The 19,047-nt window shown below is 36.1% G+C and carries 18 protein-coding genes and 1 pseudogene; 6 read left to right on the top strand and 13 right to left on the bottom strand.

What is annotated here, in order from left to right; genetic code table 11:
• Nucleotides 1-2: 2 nt before the first annotated feature.
• The 3 genes from BM057_RS02820 to BM057_RS02810 form a co-directional block, all read right to left on the bottom strand.
• On the bottom strand, nt 3-2,732 hold the full coding sequence (locus BM057_RS02820) for a DEAD/DEAH box helicase family protein (protein ID WP_092091331.1): 2,730 nt from the start codon (nt 2,730-2,732) through the stop codon (nt 3-5).
• Between the two features lie 2 nt (nt 2,733-2,734).
• Nucleotides 2,735-4,678, bottom strand: a complete 1,944-nt coding sequence (locus BM057_RS02815; RefSeq protein ID WP_092091330.1) for a site-specific DNA-methyltransferase — start codon at nt 4,676-4,678, stop codon at nt 2,735-2,737.
• Nucleotides 4,679-4,858: 180 nt separating this feature from the next.
• Nucleotides 4,859-5,977: a hypothetical protein gene (locus BM057_RS02810; RefSeq protein WP_092091329.1), complete on the bottom strand. Its 1,119-nt coding sequence runs from the start codon at nt 5,975-5,977 to the stop codon at nt 4,859-4,861.
• A gap of 141 nt (nt 5,978-6,118) precedes the next feature.
• Here BM057_RS02810 and BM057_RS02805 point away from each other — a divergent pair, with 141 nt between their 5' ends.
• From BM057_RS02805 to BM057_RS02780, 6 genes are all read left to right on the top strand, one after another.
• Nucleotides 6,119-6,325, top strand: coding sequence for a hypothetical protein (locus BM057_RS02805; protein ID WP_092091328.1), 207 nt, complete (start codon nt 6,119-6,121; stop codon nt 6,323-6,325).
• Nucleotides 6,326-6,481: 156 nt separating this feature from the next.
• Nucleotides 6,482-6,754 (top strand): hypothetical protein, encoded by a 273-nt coding sequence (locus BM057_RS02800; protein ID WP_342708083.1) that lies wholly within the window; start codon nt 6,482-6,484, stop codon nt 6,752-6,754.
• Between the two features lie 58 nt (nt 6,755-6,812).
• The gene (locus BM057_RS02795) at nt 6,813-8,090 is read left to right on the top strand and encodes a cell division protein FtsK (protein ID WP_245741779.1); all 1,278 of its coding nucleotides are present in this window, start codon (nt 6,813-6,815) and stop codon (nt 8,088-8,090) included.
• 212 nt (nt 8,091-8,302) lie between these two features.
• Entirely contained in the window at nt 8,303-9,619 is a 1,317-nt protein-coding gene (locus BM057_RS02790; RefSeq protein WP_245741778.1) for a Rep family protein, read from the top strand.
• A gap of 82 nt (nt 9,620-9,701) precedes the next feature.
• Nucleotides 9,702-9,989, top strand: a complete 288-nt coding sequence (locus BM057_RS02785; RefSeq protein ID WP_092091326.1) for a helix-turn-helix transcriptional regulator — start codon at nt 9,702-9,704, stop codon at nt 9,987-9,989.
• Between the two features lie 51 nt (nt 9,990-10,040).
• A complete protein-coding gene (locus BM057_RS02780) occupies nt 10,041-11,324 on the top strand; it encodes a site-specific integrase (RefSeq protein ID WP_092091325.1) in 1,284 nt (427 codons plus the stop codon).
• A 22-nt stretch (nt 11,325-11,346) separates the two neighbouring features.
• Here the strand turns inward: BM057_RS02780 and rpsI are convergent.
• The 10 genes and pseudogenes from rpsI to BM057_RS02735 all read right to left on the bottom strand — a co-directional run.
• Nucleotides 11,347-11,424, bottom strand: a pseudogene (rpsI, locus tag BM057_RS11525) (30S ribosomal protein S9); the annotation flags it as partial.
• Between the two features lie 9 nt (nt 11,425-11,433).
• A complete protein-coding gene (recO, locus tag BM057_RS02775; protein WP_092091324.1) occupies nt 11,434-12,261 on the bottom strand; it encodes a DNA repair protein RecO in 828 nt (275 codons plus the stop codon).
• Nucleotides 12,262-12,295: 34 nt separating this feature from the next.
• The gene (gene era / locus BM057_RS02770; protein ID WP_092091323.1) at nt 12,296-13,201 is read right to left on the bottom strand and encodes a GTPase Era; all 906 of its coding nucleotides are present in this window, start codon (nt 13,199-13,201) and stop codon (nt 12,296-12,298) included.
• Nucleotides 13,202-13,308: 107 nt separating this feature from the next.
• Entirely contained in the window at nt 13,309-13,704 is a 396-nt protein-coding gene (locus tag BM057_RS02765) for a diacylglycerol kinase family protein (protein WP_092091322.1), read from the bottom strand.
• Nucleotides 13,685-14,164, bottom strand: coding sequence for an rRNA maturation RNase YbeY (ybeY, locus tag BM057_RS02760; RefSeq protein ID WP_047389921.1), 480 nt, complete (start codon nt 14,162-14,164; stop codon nt 13,685-13,687). Before ybeY ends, BM057_RS02765 begins: the two co-directional genes overlap by 20 nt.
• 35 nt (nt 14,165-14,199) lie before the next feature.
• Nucleotides 14,200-16,365, bottom strand: a complete 2,166-nt coding sequence (locus tag BM057_RS02755; protein ID WP_092091321.1) for an HD family phosphohydrolase — start codon at nt 16,363-16,365, stop codon at nt 14,200-14,202.
• Nucleotides 16,366-16,383: 18 nt separating this feature from the next.
• Nucleotides 16,384-17,394 carry a PhoH family protein gene (locus BM057_RS02750; protein ID WP_425439010.1) on the bottom strand — a complete coding sequence of 337 codons (1,011 nt, stop codon included), beginning with the start codon at nt 17,392-17,394 and terminating at the stop codon, nt 16,384-16,386.
• 194 nt (nt 17,395-17,588) lie between these two features.
• Nucleotides 17,589-18,032, bottom strand: coding sequence for a GatB/YqeY domain-containing protein (locus BM057_RS02745; RefSeq protein WP_047389925.1), 444 nt, complete (start codon nt 18,030-18,032; stop codon nt 17,589-17,591).
• A 35-nt stretch (nt 18,033-18,067) separates the two neighbouring features.
• Complete coding sequence (gene rpsU / locus BM057_RS02740) at nt 18,068-18,241, bottom strand: 30S ribosomal protein S21 (RefSeq protein WP_047389927.1); 174 nt, start codon at nt 18,239-18,241, stop codon at nt 18,068-18,070.
• Between the two features lie 204 nt (nt 18,242-18,445).
• Nucleotides 18,446-18,871: a Fur family transcriptional regulator gene (locus tag BM057_RS02735; RefSeq protein WP_047389928.1), complete on the bottom strand. Its 426-nt coding sequence runs from the start codon at nt 18,869-18,871 to the stop codon at nt 18,446-18,448.
• Between the last annotated feature and the right edge of the window lie 176 nt (nt 18,872-19,047).

The raw sequence follows: 19,047 nt of genomic DNA, 5'->3' as shown, positions 1-19,047 counted from the left end.
CTTTAAATTACTGACAACCCTTCAAATTCTTTATCCAATGCTACCTGTGCCAATTGTTTCATCGTACCTCTACCATCATTCATGGTGTAGAATTTCAATCCTTTTATTTTCACGTCAGCCACTTCATCTTCAAAAACAAGCTCACCCTCATTTTCGTTGATATATTGCAACAGATCTTCTTTCCATTGTTCACGTTCCAATAAGTTACCACCTTTTGGCTCAATGAAGACTTGCATGAAATATTCCGCATTTTTCAGATATAAGATAAAATCAGGTTGGAATCCTTCTAAACGAACAACTTGTGGATGTGCTTCAAATTGATGTAGTTTTAACACTTCATTTTTAGCGGATTCACGGTGCATATTCTCATCCATTCGAATCAGATAGACATCATCATATTGTTCCCGTAATTCTCCAATACGTTCAAGAATTCGATCAACTAATTGCTTTTCTGTCATGTTGATAATTGCCGAATCATAGACAAAAGAAGCATCATCAATTACATAACGGTCAACAGTCTGCGGTTTGCCATCTAACATCATTTTACCAGTATCGTAATTGGGTTTTCGCTTACGATAATCAGAAATATATTCCTTAATCGGATAACCAATAAAGTTGTTTGTACCCTTCGCTTTGTTATACCCACTTTTGATTTTCAGTGCAACTTCTTGTAAATACAATTCCAATATTTCCAGTTTTTCATCTGCTGTTAAATCTTTTCGCATAAAAGTCATTGGTACGGTCGCATACAATGCTCTTCCACTCACGTTCAACCAATTTTCACCATAAAACTCTTCTCTTGATGTCAGGTTAGGAAGGAACTGTTTCAAGTGATTAAAATGGAAAAAACTTAATCGATTCATTGCTTTATTCAAAAATCGTTCATCTAGTTGAACAGGTATTTGATGCGTATCTGTATAATCTTCTTGCACGATATTATCCTTATACTCAACTTCTTGTGAAGCAAATCGCCATTTGATGACAATATCGCTTTGATTATCTACGCCATATTTATCTAGCCCGTCATAGTAAGAATCACTCACGACAATCGTTTGATTGTAATAAATTTTCCCATTCTTCCATACGTTCGTCCGCTTAAACGATGGCTTCACTAAAACATCAAGTAGCGGATTTTTTGTATCTTCACCAGATGGCAAATTCATTTCATCCAATGCTTCAACTAAATTCTTCAAATATTGCGGTTCGTTGATTGTGTGATAATGAAGCGTTTCTAACACTAAACTAGGTGTGGCATTTGAATTTTCGTCAAAGCGACGCTGATAGCTTCTTTCACCATCTAATTTAAACGGATTATACCTTGCTCCTCGCCCAATCAACTGAGCCTCTGCCATTGTCGTTTTCTTATCACCTTTCGTATCTTTGAAGTTACTAATGCGAACAATGTCATACAAGTTTAACACATCCCAGCCTTCTGTTAATTTCGCCACTGCAAACACCACACGATACAAATTAGCTGGGCTTTCCAACGTATTCAGTGCCTCGTATTGCCCTTTTTCCAGCATTCCAGCGCCACGATCACTATCATTGGCATTAATAATACGATTAGACGAAAATTCTCGTTTTATCTCTCGGACAATTTGTGGAAGCTCTTCTTCATTTTTCCGATAATAGTCAAAGGCAATAGACAGTGTTTCACTTTCATCTTCTGACTTCAAGGCTTTTTGTCTTTCTAGAAATCCTCGTACAGTTTCAGGTGTTAAAGTTTCAATCAGTTCATTGAATTTTTGATTGGCTTCATTTGAGGCATTGATTTTTTGAGATTTAAACATAATAACCGGTTTGATTTGTGTGTGATACAATTCCAGTGCATAACGACGACGAAATTCACTCAACAAGACAACACTTAGCATATTTTCTTCATCAGAGTTTCCAGATTGGATTCGTTTGACGTTCTTTGAGTACCGATCCAAGATAAATTGATCTAATGCGTAACGGTACAACACTTTATCTTTATACTTTTCATAGATATTTTTGTTTTCAAGGTCAATCGTAGCGGTAAATTCCAACAACCGATTATCATCTCGGGCATTCAAAATAATATCAATCGCTTTTTCCCATGATTGCTCGTATTCTTTTTGCTTATCAGATAGTTTAGTTGAAGCAGAATAGTGATGCGCTTCATCTCCTAAAATCGCTATTCTATGTCTTGCATAATCATCTTTACCCATTGAATTTTCGCTTTGTGTGAAAATATCTGTCGTGACCATTTGAACAGAAGACAATTTGATATAAATCGTGTTCTTGCTTTGTACTCTTGGAAAAATTTTTACCCGTTCGATTCTAATACGTTCACCATCAATTTCAATTGTGGGTTGATAAAGATATTTAGGTGACTGCGGGTTGGTTAAATTATCAATGGTCTTGTTTAAAACACTATTGGTATTTACGATAAACAAAAAGTTTTGATAGCCTAATTCTTGATACATATACAAAATTAGCCCAGCCATGACATCGGTTTTCCCGCTACCCGTTGCCATGTTAAACAGTACGTGTTTTATATTTCTATATTGAAACGTTTCCGATGCTTGCGAATAATGAAAATATCGCAAAGCATCGGATTGATAACTACGAAATTTATGAACCATGTTTTGTTCTAGGTAAACAGGTGTTTCCCACCCTGATTCACTATTCATAAAACTTTTATCTAATGTTTTTAATTCCTCTAATAACGGAAGGGATAATTTATTCTTAACGGCTTTTTTCTTTGCCATTTTTATTCACCTCGATCCCTGTAAAAGTTTTTATTAAACTTATAGTCATTACTAGAAATCAAATCTAGGACGTTTTTATCATCAATTTCTGAATAATTATAGTAAAGTTGGTTCTTGTCAATCACCTTAATTAAAAGACGTTTTTGGTCGTCAATAGCTTGCTGCCACAATTCATCCTTTTGAATTTCTTCCAAATCTACACGAAAATCAAAATCAGCAGTTTCCAACATTCGTTTGAAGATAGCTTGTAATTCTGTCATGCTTTTTGCATTAACTATCTCTTTGATGAATCCAGTATTTTTCTCCATTAGTTCAGCATAAACAAATGAACCTCCACCTTGCCAATTTACTTCTTTTGAAATTCCTCCTTGCTCACCTTCAATAACTTTTTGAAGTCGTGGTACTGAGACAGTATTGATGTAATCCATTTGTTCAATACCAATAAAACGACGATTCATCTTCATGGCGGCGGCTTGGGTTGTTGCTGAACCCATAAAAAAGTCTAGAACGAAATCATTTTCTTTAGTTGCTACTTCAATGATTGCTTTTAATAAGCCCTCAGGCTTAGCATAATCAAATTCATCTCTACCAAATAAAGCATCAATTTCATCATTGCCACTCTTATTTTTGGCTTTTGTTAAAACTGTAGTAACAAATTCTTTCAATAATAAATCACTATATACAGCCGTTGGTTTGTCTTTCGCATCATCTTCATCTTTAAAGACTCGCCTAAACGGTTTCTCACCACGCATAAAATCATAATCATCTGGGAATCCGATTCCACCTTTGTCATACCAACTTTGAAAAGTATCTTTAGTAACGGCCCATGAGCGTTTAGGATTAGCTGGATATTCTTTACCGGTTTTAGGATTAACCATAGTAAAATTTGAATTTTCCCTTTCTTTTGCAGTAGTCTGTTTTGTTAAATCAGCACTACGCCATGGTCTATCTGGGAAATCTTCGGTCACGATATATTTTCGTTCAATTTTTCTCCCAACAATTGCGTCAGATTCCACCCCTTTTGTATAGACGAGCAACCAGTCAAAATCCTGAGAAAAATTAAAGGGAACATCTGATTTTCCATCCCTTGTTTTTCTAGGAATCGTTCCTACAAACGATTCACTACCAAAAACAGAATCAACTAGCACCTTTAAGTAGTGCATCCCATCATCGCTGATATTTATCCATATTGAACCATCTTCAGAAAGTAATTCTCTTGCAATCTCTATACGATTTTTGAGAAATACAAGCCATGTGGACATTCTAAAGTTGGAATTATACTTAAATGAATCTTCTGCTATTTTCTTTTTAAAGAAATAAGGAACATCCAAGTAAATCATCTTTACCTTATTTGTAAAACGTTCACGAATTGAATATAGCCCAAGAAGATTATTTCCTTTCAAAATCAAGTTGTCTTCATCCGAAATCACTCTTACTTCGCTAGAACCTTCACTGGTATATTTCTTCGCACTCACTAAAATTTTTTCTGATAACAAAGTATCAATTTCCTCTCGTGCGATAACTTCATTCAAAAATGGTTCATTTGGTCTCAGATCATCTTGATCAGTATCTTCCTTTGACATACTCGCTTTCAAAACGGTATCTTTGTACGGAAAATCCAACACAACTTCACTTGTTTCATCCAAAAATTTTCCATTTATAGTCAGTCCGATTTTCTTAGAATATTTTGTATAGGAATCTTGCCAGTATTCATCCTGCTCAAATACGTCAATTAGATCATTCACTTTTATAACTGTTGCATCAGCAATTTCCATCGTGAACCGTTCTTTCAATTCATCGTTTAGTAATAGTGCTTTTACTAAATCAGTATCGTAACTATCTAAGTCACGAATCACTTTGTTTTTGTTAACAATACCCTCAATAAAATATTTATCGTCGAACTTTTCCAATACAGTTCGTATCTCTTGATTCAGCTTTGTTTCCATAACTACCTCCAGAACCTTGTATTTACTACTCAGAAGAATTATACCGTAAAAATGGTCAAAGAGAATGGCAATCCTAATTTTGGGAATGTCCTTTTTCTTCAGCAATCTCTTATTGTAGTTTCTCTCGCATTACAACGGATTCTTGTTCATCCTATTCTTCTATATTAGCTTGTTCTATTCCTACTCACTCATTAAACTCTTAAACCGCTTCATTGAAAAATATTTTTCTCTCTGACGCAATAAAAAGACCTCGCTGTTGAAATATTCAAATTCAATATCACCATACATTTGAATTTGAACATTGTGTAGCTCATCAACATATTTGCCACTTGCATCAACTAAATTCTGCATTACATCCATCTCGTGCTCTTCTCCGATTGTTAAATGATAATCATGTGCTTCTGGACTAATACTCATATCCAAATACAACAAGCGTGAATTCATATGAAGTAAATCAGCGACAAGAATATCATGCACTCTTTTCCCTAAAGAAGATGATTGGTCTGTCTCTTCTATTAAAGGTAATACATTCTCCTTAACGAATTGATCAAAAATTTTTTCAAACACCGAGAAACCAGTGTCTGTTTCTTTTTTTATATACCGCCCATCGGAATCTTTTGACTCATATTCAAATTTGGTATGAATTAATTCAACGAACTTTTCCATCAACTCTTCTAAGTAACCAATTTTACAAAAATAATAAACAGCTTCTGCGAATACATCCACATTTTCATCAAACGAATAATTTGTATAGTAGATTAAATCTTTATTTTTTTTCAATCCTGTTTCATAAGCGCTATGTGTAGCAAATGGAATGTAATCAATTAAATATTGTTCAATTTTTTCTCCATAATCAGGAGATTGAAGTAAATCATTAAAGAGATAAAAGAAAAAAGAAAACTGCCCTTCCTGGCTTAAAAGATACTCATCATTCCCCCAATATAATTCTGACATATTGACAAACTCAAGGTTTTCCATTCGCATTTTTTTCTGAAGTTCACTATCTGCTGAATTTGTATGACGTTCTGGTATCAGCTTTATATTTTCTAGAATTGCCGTTGCGATAGACGGCGAAAGAAAATGACCTATATTCTCTCCCCCACCATTTAAAATATCTTTTATCAGTTTTGGCTTATTAGGATAAATATGTGTTGGCTTTAGTAGTTTAAGATTCTTATATTGCATTTTACCTGATTGCCTTAGTATTCTTCTTTTTTCATTTATCTGTTCCACCCGATTTTTAATTCTTCGTTGCGCAGACGTAAAAAAAAATTTTTTGATGCTTTCATACATATTCAAACTACCCTTCCTAAAAAAACGGATTATTTCATTTTTTATTATACAATTCACTCCGGAACAATTCCATTTAAATGCTATATACTTGTATTGTACCAAAAAGATATGTATCAACTGCCAGAAAAATAGAAGGGAGTGATTACGGTGAAAAATGCTCAAATCGAAAAGATTATCAATGAGAAGTTAGAGGTAATTTGGGAAAAACCATCTTTAAAAAATTCAATGGTACTTCATCTAGATACCTATCTACAAATTTTAAATCTCATTAATTCTAATAATAAAGAATTAAAATCCAAGATTGAACAGTTAATTGACAAATCGTATCGGTCGCAACTCAAAACAATGAAGTAACTCTGTATGACCGATGCCGGTGATGTCGCTAAACTATACCAGCTTAAATGATTATTACTAAAGTCTTTAAAAAGAATTGAGGTGAAGAAAATGGCTCAACCGAATTGGAACCCTCGCCTGAAAGATGTGTTAGGTCATGACACAAAGGAAGTCCCAATGATTAGTCCCAGAACAGGAAACGAATATCGCGCAGAAATTATTCCTGAACTTAAAGTTATTTCTACAGGTTCTATCGAAGAGGTCGACGGTAAGTATCGTTACTCTATTGTAGATACGACAAAAAGTCTTGAGTATGCAATCAAAGTTGAAACCAAAGTAGATGTCAAATTTGGTATGGTTTTAGTTTTTAAAAACGTACGTGGTGGTGCAACTGCTCGTGGTGGTTGGTATTCAGCTGATAGTGTTCAAGTGGTGCCACGCAATGCGTAGGTATCGCCGAATCAACCGTAGCTCAACAAGTATTCTGCAAGCCTATCAGATAGCTCTGATGGCTTGTGGAATTTCTTTAGTTTTTTTGCTGCTAGCTATTGTTATCAGTTATCTTATATCATCAACTGAATTGTTTACTTCCACAGTTAGTTTCTTCCACTTACTTATTAAGTTGTTTGTATGTACTAGTTTTGTGTCGCTGGCTTTGTCCATTATTTTTAACAGTCAGCGTGAACAGGTATCTACATTTGAAATCCCCAAAATGTCAGCTTCAGCTAAGAAGTTATCCAAGAAGATTCTGCGATTATTTAATGATAAACAGGTAACCGACGTTTTAAAGTTAAGCAATCCAACACGTTTTGGTGATGAAATGCCTTTGATATATGTATGGCTTGATGATGATTGCTTCAACGGTTACATTGCTATTGAAAATATCGGCAATTTTGAACGAATGGATCGTGAAAAATATGAACAACGTCTTTCAGGGATTTTAAGTGGTAAGTATAAACGTTTTGCTGTAGGTTCTTCTGAATTAAGCGCTGGTGATGTGTATATGCTTTTTTACATTGAAGATACATTGACTTCCCAGCGAATTTATATTAACGGTTCTAATCGACTGGATGAATTTGTTTGCGCAGATGTTCATGCCATCTGTTTATCAAGGGACTTAGTATGGCATACAGACATTTCCCCTCATTTAAGCTGTATCGCTCGAACCAGAAGCGGAAAAAGTGTATTTGTCGGTTCATATATGATTCCTTTAATGAAAAAGCAAGGATGGATAGTAGAATACAACTCTGCTAAGTTAGACCGTTATGTTAAAGAGTTCAACGGACAATCTGAAGCAGTAGAAATTGTGAAGCGTTCAGAATATTGGGTTTCAGTCATGAAAGAGCGTCTCGCTAAAATCAATGAAGTTGGAAAAGACAAGTATCTTGATATGGATGATATGCCGGACATTGCAATTGTATTTGATGAATTAGGTAACTTGAACGCGGAACTTGAGCTAAATAAGGATCTTAAGAAGCGTTGGGAATCTGCTATTAACAAACTCACTGCCACTGGTGGTAGTTCAGGAATTCATGTAATCGCAGTCAGCCAATTTGCAACAAAAGAAGGGTTTCTTCCTTCACTTGCTCGTGTTAATTGCTCTGATGCAGTCGTTATGTTAGGCGGTGCAGCTGATAGTGGTGATGAACGTCGCTATTTGATGCCTGGTTTTGCTGATTTTCCAAAACGGTCATATGGCAAAGGCCAAGGAATCGCACGTATCGTCGGTAGTGGGCGCAAATGGGAAAATTCTCCTCATTTTTATGAAACACCTTGGTTCGATTAATACTATCGTCTTTCTTTTTGACTTTGCGATGCTTGCATCGCAAAGTCCTATCAGTTTATAACTTTTAACTATTAAACGCCTGTACGGCACAGGGCTTGTCGATGTGCCGTAAAACTTGAAATGACAAGGAAAAACCGTGAAAAGTACAGTTACAATTCAACAAATTTGTGATGGAATAATTAACTGAATAATAAGGAAGTGAAACAATTCGTATGAAAAAGCAAGCAACTTTGACTTGCGTGATGATTGTACAGCAATTAAAAAAGAAATTCTGGATTCAATGGGAAGACTCAATTATTACGGAAGCTGAAAATGGTAATATCAAACCCTTATTGGAAGAACTAAAAGAACGATTTGATCAAAAAGGTTATGAAGTTAGCGAACTATACGGAATTATTCATGATAAAGATGAGCGTTCTGTATGGAGCCAAGAGCAAATGAAAAATGTTATTGAACCAAAAGAACAACACGTTCATCTCTTGGTTAAATTCGTTAAAGGAGATACTTTAAATAGTTTAGCTGTTATTGCTGGTGTAGAACCACAGTATGTAGAAAAAGCAAAATCAGGACGTTATGGATATGACAATTTACTTGCCTATTTAGTCCACGCGAAAGATCAAGAAAAGTTTCAGTATCATCCAAAACAAGTAGTAACAGTTATAGGAGAAGATTATGTCAGTGTATACAATCGCCGAATGGAGACATGGAACCGAGGACGTGCTACCAAACAAGCACAAGCGACTGTTTTAAACGTTGACTTCCTAATTTCAGAAATTCTAGCTGGTAAATTGACAAAAAGTCAGGTTTTATTGACTGATGAATATTACAAAACTTACGCCCTTCATAAACGTAAATTCAACGATGCCTTTGAGTCGGCTGGTGAAAGTAAAAGCTATCGTGCTATCGCTGATATCGAAGACGGAAAATTCAAGAAAACAGTTATCTTTGTCTTTGGTGAGTCAGGATCAGGGAAAACGGTATTAAGCAAAGAAATGATTAGAATTAACCAATCTGTTGCTTTAAAGTATTGCGGCTCAAATTGGACATATTGTTTAACCGCTTCACGGAATGCGTTTGATGAATTTAATGGACAAGATATTCTTCTGCTAGACGACATTAGAGGAGATAGCTTGACCGCTTCAGATTGGTTAAAATTATTAGACCCTTATACCATTAGTCCAATTAGCGCACGATATCACAACAAGATGGGATCCGCTAAAACCATCATCATTACAAGTACAAAGCATCCAACTGAGTTTTTTGCTACAGCTAAGAGGAATTTTAATGAGGATTTGGGGCAATTCTTCCGTCGTGTTGATTTATTAGTTGGAATTGAAAATGGCAACTTCACACTTTCAAAACCGATTAAAACGCAAAAAAATAAATTCAACTTTCTGGTAAAGCAAGCATCACATCAATTTGAATTAATTGGAACATTTAAAAAGAACAAAGCCTTAGACAAAATCATTAAAACTACTATCAAGAATATGCAATGGAACAAAAAGAAGCCTGTCACCCAAGCCCCATGAAAAGCAAAAAAGTGACAGACCATCAAAATAAGTAGCAAGCCCAAAAACTTGCCATCTACATTATACACAAGAGGTGATACAAATGCCCACTGTTGAAATTGTGCTCAGCGATGAGCAGCTTGAAAAGATTCGTTCCCAATTACACGAACTGATCTTAAATGAAATCACAAAAACACGAAATCAAACAGAAAAAAATCAGCGCTATATGAATAAAAAACAAACATGCAACTATCTTCAAATTACCAATAACACTCTAGATAGTTGGATTAAGCAAGGATTACCCAAAATCGTAATTAGCGGCTCCACTCGTTTTGACAAACTCGCTATTGACGAATGGTTGGCAAACCTAGCAAAAATTCACCAGAGCTAATATAATGAAGCCATAGTATTTGGTTTCGGCTCGCATTCGGAGGTAAATACTATGGCTATTACAAAGACAGAAAACAACACTTATCGATTAAGGCTCTACTACCCTCAAGATGTACAAAACATTTTAGGAGTAGCAAAGCTTTACTCGAAAACGTTTAAAACAAAAAAGGAGGCAAAGGAAGCCGAGATTGATTTTTACGCCAAGATTAAAGAGCTACGGGAAAACAAAGAAAAGAACGCTTTTGAACTAGGTGGTGAATCACTGCTCAAAGATTTCTACAAAGATATCTGGCTAGATGCTTATACGGCTGGTTTAACTTCTAGAAATACGAAGTCCCCCACAGCCGTTACGATTGCAAATACAAAAGATATTTTCCGACTTCATATCTTACCAATGTTTGGGAAATACACGTTGAACTACCTTAATCAAAACAAAGCCTTTGTTCTAAAAATCATGACACAAAAGGCTGCCGAATATGCAAACTTTAAGACATTGCGTAGCTACGTTAATTCTATTTTTGATTGGGCGGAAGAGCTTGAATACATTGAACGAAACAGACTGGAAAAATCGCTTAAACGGATTAACGCTACCAAGAAAAACCAATTACAAGAAGCCAAGAAAGAAGAAGATTTATACCTCTCCTTTGAGCAACTTCAAGAATGGTTAACCGCCGTCCAAAGCGATTACGAAAATGGGCAACTGACTTTACAGGACTATGTATTATTTCTGACTACCTTCTTTTTATCTGATCGCAAATCAGAAACCTATGCTATCAAATGGAAAGACGTGAATTTCACTACTTCCCAGATCACAATTGGTAAAGCCTTAGATAAATTTGGCAATGAAAAAAGCACAAAAGGAAATAAAACGACAATTTTCCATATTCCAAATGAACTAAAGCAATTACTTCAACAGTGGAAAGTCCAACAAAAAGAAGAATTAGCTCAGTTTGAAATCGAACAAACCGAAGAACAGCTACTCTTTACTTTCTTTGATGATAAAGGGAATATCAATCAACGTCTTCATACAGATTATTTGAACTACCGCATGAAATCCATTGAGCGACGACATAAACACCTTACCCATGCGACTCCACACAAGTTACGGCATACTGGAGCAACTTTAGCAAAACAATCTGGTGTAGCTCTGGAGCAAATTTCTGAGGCATTAACACATAGCGATACCAACATCACTAGAACCTATGTGAATACACCGAACGTGATTCAAATGCCCATTGGTGAAATAGCCTATCGCAAATTGTCTCAAAAAGAGTCAGACCGGAATGGTGTCAACTCAAAAAAAGACGCTTCGCAAAATGAATTGCGAAACGCCTGAAAGTACTGATATGAAGCTGTTTTTAACGTTTTGAGAATTGTGATGCTTTACGGGCTTTTTTAAGACCTGGTTTCTTACGTTCACGTTTTTTTCTTTCACGCATGCTTACTTACAGCTTGTCTTCATCTGTTTGGGAAACTTCATTCTTCTGCTTGTTGTCTGGGTTACGGCTTTCTTTTAATACGTCTCCCCATTGACCCATTTTCTGAATAAAAGATTTACTTTTTAATTTGATTCCTACTGTTTCATTATAAATCATATCAATCAAGTGTTGGATTTCTTTTTTTGTTTCTTCTTTCACACTGATTATTCCTAACTGATCGATAGAGACTCTAGAAAACAACCGTAAAAAATAAATGGCTCGTTGGGAAGCATGATAACGGTGTTTATCAAGCTGCCAATGGTTGCGGCATAATAATCCGCCATAGCGGTCAGAGTAGTCGAAGGGGCCTTCTGTGTTTCCGCAAACACTGCAACCTCTTAACTCGGGCGCTACACCAAAATAAGGCAACAATTGAATTTCAAAAATATTTACGATGATTTGCGGGTCGCTGCCCTCGTCGATTTCTCTTAGGCTTGCTGCCAGCTTGTGATAAAGTGTTCCATTGGGCACACGGTCTTCCAGTGCTGCGTCTGTTAAGTTCAATAAATAAGTTGCATAAGCATTCAAAAAGATATCTGTCTGCATACTTTGATACTGTTCTCTATCTTTTGCATCGTTCAAAAAGCTTAGGCCCGTCTGATTGATAGTGCCAATATAAGTCGCTTTCGTAAAAGGCAGAATGGCTGTTTTCATTTTGCTGTTTCGCTTGGCTGTGCCACGAGAAAAAAACATCAGTTTACCAAATCGATCAGTAAAAATCTTAACCAAATGATCATTTTCATGATGATGGCGCACCGATAAAATAATGCCTTCAAATTCTTCGACTTTCCCCATTTTCTTGCCCCCAACCTTTTAAAAAAGCATATTGTTAGTAATCTTCTTTCCGATACCCATAGTCTTGAAGATAAGTTTGTCGATCACGCCAGTCTTTTTGAACTTTGACCCAAAGATCTAAGAAGATTTTATCTCCTAACAACAATTCAATATCGCGTCTGGCTCGGATACCGATTTCTTTCAGCATCTTCCCGCCTTTACCGATAATGATTCCTTTTTGACTTGAACGTTCCACGATAATAGCAGCATGAACTTGAACTTTATTGTTTTCATTTCGTTGCATGCTTTCGACAACGACAGCAACAGAATGCGGCACTTCTTCACGTGTCAATTCCAGCACTTTTTCACGAATCAGCTCAGAGACAATAAAGTATTCCGGATGGTCTGTAACCTGTTCTTCTGGATAGTATTGCGGACCTTCTGGCATATACTGGACAATCGTTTCTAAAAGGCGTTCCACATTATTGCCTTCTGTTGCAGAGATTGGTACGATTTCTGCAAAATCCATTTCCGTTTTGTAGTCTTCGATAATCGCCAATAATTTATCGGGATGAATTTGATCGATTTTATTGATGACAAGAAAAACAGGTTTGTTAGCTTCTTTTAATTTTTCTATAATAAAATTATCTCCAGGACCTCTTTTTTGGATTGCGCTCACCATAAAGAGAATAGCTTCTACTCCGCTGATCGAACTCAAAGCGGTGTCGACCATAAAATCTCCTAAGCGATGTTTAGGTTTGTGAATACCTGGAGTATCAATAAAAATAATTTGTGCTTCTTTTGTGGTATAGATTCCTTGAATTTTGTTTCTAGTTGTTTGAGCTTTGTCGCTCATGATTGCAATTTTTTGTCCTACTACACGATTGAGCAAGGTTGACTTTCCTACATTCGGACGCCCTACAATAGAAACAAACCCAGATTTATGTTCTTTTTTAACCATTCGTTTTTCCCCCGATTCATTTTCTCACTTGATAGGTTTCTGTTTTTTCTTAAGTTGTTCGTTTCAACTTTTACACTCTTTGGATTTGCTGCTTCGTTAAAAGTTTATCAAAAAAAGAGATGAAAAACTTTAGGAAAAATAATGACTGCTCCTACGATAGTAGAAAACAGAGATGTTAGAAGAACAGCCGCAGCAGCCATATCTTTAGCTTTTTTTGCTAATTGATGGAATCGTTGTCCAGTCACTAAATCCACCACATTTTCAATGACTGTATTCCAAATTTCCGTCACTAGCACCTGAAAAATACATAATAAGATCCAAAACCACTCATACAAAGAGAGGTTTAAAAATAAACAACATAAAACAGTGACCAGGCCAAGTATCAGATGGGTCCGCATATTTCTTTCTTCTTGAAAAGCAGTTTTTATACCAAAAAAAGCATACTTAAAAGAATCTCCATAGCCTCTATTTTTTGTTGTTTTCTTATTCTCTTCCAAGTCCATACTCCTTTAATAATCGCTTCTGCAAATCAAACATCTCTTTTTCATCTTCTGGCTCCATATGGTCATAGCCATTTAAATGAAGAAATCCGTGTAAAGCTAAAAAACCAAGTTCGCGTTCAAAAGAATGACCATATTCTTTAGCTTGTTCTTCTGTTCGATCAACAGAAATCAAAATATCACCAATATTAAGCGGCAATGCATCTGCAAATTCTTCTAGATGAACCTCAATTTCATCTTCAGTTTCATCTTCTAACGCAAAACTGATAACATCAGTTGGCTGGTCTTTGTGACGATAATCGCGGTTGATTTCTTGGATACGATCATTCGTCACAAAAGTAACAGACATTTCTGCAGTAGATGGCAATCCTAACTGTTCGGCTGCAAAAGTCAAAAGAGAATATACTAATTGTTCTTGATCCTTTGTAATCTTTTTTGTTTCATCGAAAATATCTAATTCCATATTTTCATACGCTCCTATTCATTCACTAAACTCATTTATTTTTCTCTATCTTCTTTTTTTAATTCTGGATACTCAATACGCGAATGAAACGTTCCTATCAAATTGTTAACAAGGGAAGTTTCAATTTTTTTCAATTCTTTGATCGTCAAAGGACACTCATCAAATTGTCCGTCTTCTATTCTATCATTAATCAAATGATGAACGAAATGTTTGATTTTGTCTTTTGTTGGGCCGGCCATCGATCGACAAGCAGCCTCTGCACTATCAGCAATATGAATAATAGCGGCTGTTTTTGTTTGTGGTTTTGGTCCTGCGTAACGAAAATCCACTTCTTTCACATCTTCGTTTTCTTTTTTTGCTTCAATATAAAAGTATTTCATTAAAGTCGTTCCATGGTGCTGAGCACAAATGTCTATTAAGTCAGTAGGAAAATCTGCTTCTTCTAACATACGAACCCCTTCCGTCACATGGCTGAAGATCATGTCTCTGCTTTCTTCGGGTGAAAGCAGATCATGTGGATTTTTCATCCCTGTTGGTACATTCTCTACAAAAAACAAAGGATGCGCCAATTTTCCCACATCGTGATAATAACAAGCTACGCGAGCAAATAAGGGATCTAGCCCGATCGCTCCTACAGCAGCTGAACTCAAATTGGCTACCATCAGACTGTGATGATAAGTACCTGGAGCTTGTGTCAATAGCAGCTGAAGAAGAGGCTGGTTTGGGTTTGACAGTTCAAGCAATTTAAGCGCTGAACTGTCTGTCTGAAGTACTTCTGCATAGGGAAAGAACAACAAAGCCAGCAGATACGCTAACATACCGCCGATCATGGCGAAAAGAACCATGATCCCTGTATCAAATGAAACAAAAGGTTGATTCATATAAAAAACTAAAGCGATCATCAAAAGCGCATCAGCAAAAATAAACCTCCATAATTTTTTATTAGAAAAAGAAAGCCTTTGTTTATTTGAATGTAGTGTACCTAACAAGCCGCTTAAAAAATAAAATAATAGGATAGTCAAACCTGAATTTACACCATTTGTTTCATGGAAAAGATAAATAGACAAAGCGGCTAAGTAGCTATTTGCTAAAAATCCATATCGGCGTGAAGAAAGCGTCGTGATCAATATAGGAGCTAATGCAGCAGGATATAGCCATTCAACGTATTGAACGTCTGCTTTGCTGATCAGCTGCAATCCTTTCATCAATATTAAACCAAATACCACCAAAATATAATAAAAAGTAACCTCTCTTTTTCGTTTTAAAAAAAGGTCGTTTTCAGATCTGGTCACAAAAAGCAAATGAACAGACTGAACGAACAATAATACCAGTAAACTGATCAGCAATTGATAAGATGCTTTATTTTCTAACATACCTAATAACTTTAATTGATGCATATCCCCGCTATCAATCACATGACCTTCTTGCACCACTACTTGCCCTTGCAGAATCATCACCGGCTGAACACGTTTTATAGCTGCTTGACGTTGCTGTTCGGTTTCTTGCTCATCATACAGTTGATTTTCAACAATGGCATGATCCAGCAGCAAATTAGCAATGCGTTCATATGTACCGTTTAGTGCAGTATATTGGATATTGTTTTTTGCTTCATCAATCGTCGTTTCTAACTGCTCTTTTTTGATCGGCTGAGACATTTTTTCTGAGACAATCTCAATCAAAGAATGTTCTAGCAGCTCTAAATCATCTAAAGAGGCACTTAGCAAATCACTGATGGCCCATTCTGGCAGACGAGAGATAAAGTCTTGAGTCGGCTCATCCAGATGATGCAGCTTTTCAGCAAATAACTGTATTCTTTCTTCTGCTGCTTTTTGGTCTGGATCACCCTTAGTGCCAGGTACTGTAATTTCTGAATTTTTTTTAGTTTGTTTGACTTCATTGACTGCAGCAAATAACAGCTCAATTTTAGTTGTTTGATTTTTTTCTAGCTCAGAATTAAACGTGTAAACGGGTTCTACACTATCTGCCGCAATTTTTTGATTGGCTTCTGTACGTTCTTTGTCTTCAACAGTCGTGTTTGCTCGAATCGTCTGCTCCGCAACTTGATACAATTGAACATCCAGCACATGAGGCTTTACACTAGGGTAAAGAATCAGCAAAAGAAGGAGTGAAAAGAATACAAAAACGACTGGAAGGTAACTCTTTCCCAGTTTATTCTGCAATTGCACGAATTTTTTCTGCATCTCTTCACTCCTCTTTTGCTATTCATTTTTCAAGTCGTTCTCTGCTTGCTGGTTTAATTGTGCATGCGTCGTTTCTTCATTGTAGGCTAAGATGATATCGGCTACCACTGGATGACGAACCACATCTGTAGCATCAAAGGAAATAAATTTGATTTTTTTGACTTCCCTTAAAACCCGTTCAGCATTGATCAGGCCGCTAGTTGTTCCTCTAGGCAGGTCGATCTGCGTGACATCTCCATTGATAATCATTTTTGAACCAAAACCTAAACGAGTCAAAAACATTCTCATTTGTGGAATCGTTGTATTCTGAGCTTCGTCTAAAATAACGAAGGCATCATCCAATGTGCGCCCTCTCATATAGGCTAGAGGAGCAATTTCGATCACACCGCGGTCCATTAAACGAGTGGTGTGTTCTAGACCAAAAATATTATACAATGCATCATAGATAGGTCTCAGATAAGGATCTACTTTTTCTTTTAAGTCACCTGGCAAAAAGCCTAGATTTTCTCCAGCTTCAACAGCAGGACGTGTCAAAATGATTCTTTTTACTTCGCCTTTACGCAAAGCTGCTACTGCCATCACTACTGCTAGATAAGTCTTTCCTGTTCCAGCAGGACCAATTCCAAATACCACATCATTTTTTTTAATGGCTTGTACGTATTGTCGCTGACCAAACGTTTTTACGCGAATCGCTCTTCCATTAAAATCTCGTCCAAGTTCTTCTTCGTACATGCTCACAAAACGGGAAAGCGTACCTCTATTAGCCATTTTGATTGCTGTAACAACATCCGCTTGTCCGATCTGAATACCGCTGTGCAGTAATTCTTGCAATTGGATCAAAATATCTGCAGTTTGGTCAATTTTTTCTTTGCTTCCAACAATGAGCAGTTGATCTCCTCTGCTATTGATGACGACTTCCATATTGTCTTCAAGCAGCTTCAGGTGTTTATCCTGAGCGCCGTAAAGAGATTGAGCCAAAGCTGGATCTTTTAATTGCAGTTCGCGTGTTTCATTTGCTAATTCAGCCAAACAATCAACACTTCCTTTTCTTATTTATTCAATTCGAATCATAGTCTATTTTATCACAAAAGGTAAGGAGAACCAAACCTCTCGATAGTTTCCATTAAGGGTTGGACAAAGTTTTTGCACTGATCTTATATAGAAACAAAAAGATGACCTCGAGTAAACGAGATCATCTTTTATGCAGGTTTTGATTTAACGAATCAGCTCAATTGTTCTTTAACCAAACGGTTGACTTCGTTTCCATCCGCTTGTCCTTTAATTTCAGACATCACGGCACCCATTACTTTTCCAAAATCTTTCATTGAAGAAGCTTGCACACGATCGGCTGTCTTTTTAACGATCGCTCTCAATTCATCTTCTGATAATTGTTTTGGCAGGTAACGTTCAACAATAGCTATTTCTTTTTCAAGCTTTTCAACTAAATCGTCGCGTCCAGCTGATTTAAACTCTGTCAAAGATTCACGTCTTTGTTTCATCTCACGAGAAAGAACGGTTAATTCTTCTTCTTCGTTTAATGCAGAACCTTTTTTAATTTCTTCGTTTTGTAATGAAGATTTAATCATTCTTAAAACAGCCAGCGTTTCTTTATCTCTCGCTTTCATTGCTGTTTTAATGTCTTCGTTAACGGTTGTTAATAGCGACATGTTGATTCCACCTCTCATTTAAACGAACGTCTTGATTAACGTTTGCGTTTTCTAGCTGCTTCAGATTTTTTCTTACGTTTTACGCTGGGTTTTTCATAAAATTCCCGTTTGCGAGCTTCTTGTAAAGTACCTGTTTTAGAAACGGAACGTTTAAAGCGACGAAGAGCATCATCAAGAGATTCATTTTTCTTAACGACTGTTTTTGACATATTTCTTTACCCCCCTCCGTGCTAAATAAGTAACCGTTATTTCGTATGTTTTTCATAACATAGATAATTAACTGTCCAAAGTTATTATATCTAATGTCAGTTACCTAGTCAATACGACCTTAAAGTTTATTCAAAAAAAGTGTATTTTTTTCTTACATCTTTTTCACACTAAAAAGGGCTTCTTTAACCTACTAAGCAGATCATCTACAGTTGTTTTGCCAGACACTTCTCACATTTTCCAAAAATTTCAAATCGATGCGATTCAATTTCACAGTCTTTTAATTGATTTTTAAAAAAATCCATCGGGCACATCTCAATGGTTTTGGTTCTGCCGCATACAACACAGATAAAGTGGTGGTGGTGGCCATGATGAGCACAATTAAAACGGAACAGCTTTTCTCCATTCAACTCCGTTTCCTCTAAAATATCTAATTCAACAAAGGTATACAGGTTACGGTAAATGGTATCATAACTAATGGTTGGATAATCTTCTTTTAACTGATTTTGTACGTCCTTAGCAGTTAAATAACGGTTCTCATGGTCAAACACAGCTAAAATATTTTTTCTTTTATCTGTATATTTATAGCCATTTTTCTTTAAGACCGATATGGCATTGTCGACATTTATCATTACACAGCCTCCTTTTTAACTGACTTGAACGGTTTATATTATAACTACATTCTTTGTGGTAATCAAGGTGCCTGGTTTTCTTGATAGTGTCAATTAATTGTTGGAAAAAAGTTTTCGCACTTATGCCGACAATGTTTTCTATTTTTGATTCTTTTTTATTTTTTTAAAGCAAGCAT

Source organism: Pisciglobus halotolerans (assembly GCF_900113675.1).
Classification (GTDB): domain Bacteria; phylum Bacillota; class Bacilli; order Lactobacillales; family Carnobacteriaceae; genus Pisciglobus; species Pisciglobus halotolerans.
The sequence above is the reverse complement of the archived record's forward strand: the minus strand, read 5'-3'. Positions and strand labels throughout refer to the sequence as shown.

Excerpts from the sequence above, each read along its gene's own strand:
- BM057_RS02735 (WP_047389928.1), bottom strand. The coding sequence starts at position 18,871 with ATGATAAATGTCGACAATGCCATATCGGTCTTAAAGAAAAATGGCTAT.
- BM057_RS02820 (WP_092091331.1), bottom strand. The coding sequence starts at position 2,732 with ATGGCAAAGAAAAAAGCCGTTAAGAATAAATTATCCCTTCCGTTATTA.
- rpsU (WP_047389927.1), bottom strand. The coding sequence starts at position 18,241 with ATGTCAAAAACAGTCGTTAAGAAAAATGAATCTCTTGATGATGCTCTT.
- BM057_RS02785 (WP_092091326.1), top strand. The coding sequence starts at position 9,702 with ATGCCCACTGTTGAAATTGTGCTCAGCGATGAGCAGCTTGAAAAGATT.
- BM057_RS02765 (WP_092091322.1), bottom strand. The coding sequence starts at position 13,704 with ATGGACTTGGAAGAGAATAAGAAAACAACAAAAAATAGAGGCTATGGA.
- era (WP_092091323.1), bottom strand. The coding sequence starts at position 13,201 with ATGGTTAAAAAAGAACATAAATCTGGGTTTGTTTCTATTGTAGGGCGT.
- BM057_RS02800 (WP_342708083.1), top strand. The coding sequence starts at position 6,482 with ATGATTAGTCCCAGAACAGGAAACGAATATCGCGCAGAAATTATTCCT.
- BM057_RS02755 (WP_092091321.1), bottom strand. The coding sequence starts at position 16,365 with ATGCAGAAAAAATTCGTGCAATTGCAGAATAAACTGGGAAAGAGTTAC.
- BM057_RS02790 (WP_245741778.1), top strand. The coding sequence starts at position 8,303 with ATGAAAAAGCAAGCAACTTTGACTTGCGTGATGATTGTACAGCAATTA.
- BM057_RS02815 (WP_092091330.1), bottom strand. The coding sequence starts at position 4,678 with ATGGAAACAAAGCTGAATCAAGAGATACGAACTGTATTGGAAAAGTTC.
- recO (WP_092091324.1), bottom strand. The coding sequence starts at position 12,261 with ATGGGGAAAGTCGAAGAATTTGAAGGCATTATTTTATCGGTGCGCCAT.
- BM057_RS02780 (WP_092091325.1), top strand. The coding sequence starts at position 10,041 with ATGGCTATTACAAAGACAGAAAACAACACTTATCGATTAAGGCTCTAC.
- ybeY (WP_047389921.1), bottom strand. The coding sequence starts at position 14,164 with ATGGAATTAGATATTTTCGATGAAACAAAAAAGATTACAAAGGATCAA.
- BM057_RS02745 (WP_047389925.1), bottom strand. The coding sequence starts at position 18,032 with ATGTCGCTATTAACAACCGTTAACGAAGACATTAAAACAGCAATGAAA.
- BM057_RS02795 (WP_245741779.1), top strand. The coding sequence starts at position 6,813 with ATGGCTTGTGGAATTTCTTTAGTTTTTTTGCTGCTAGCTATTGTTATC.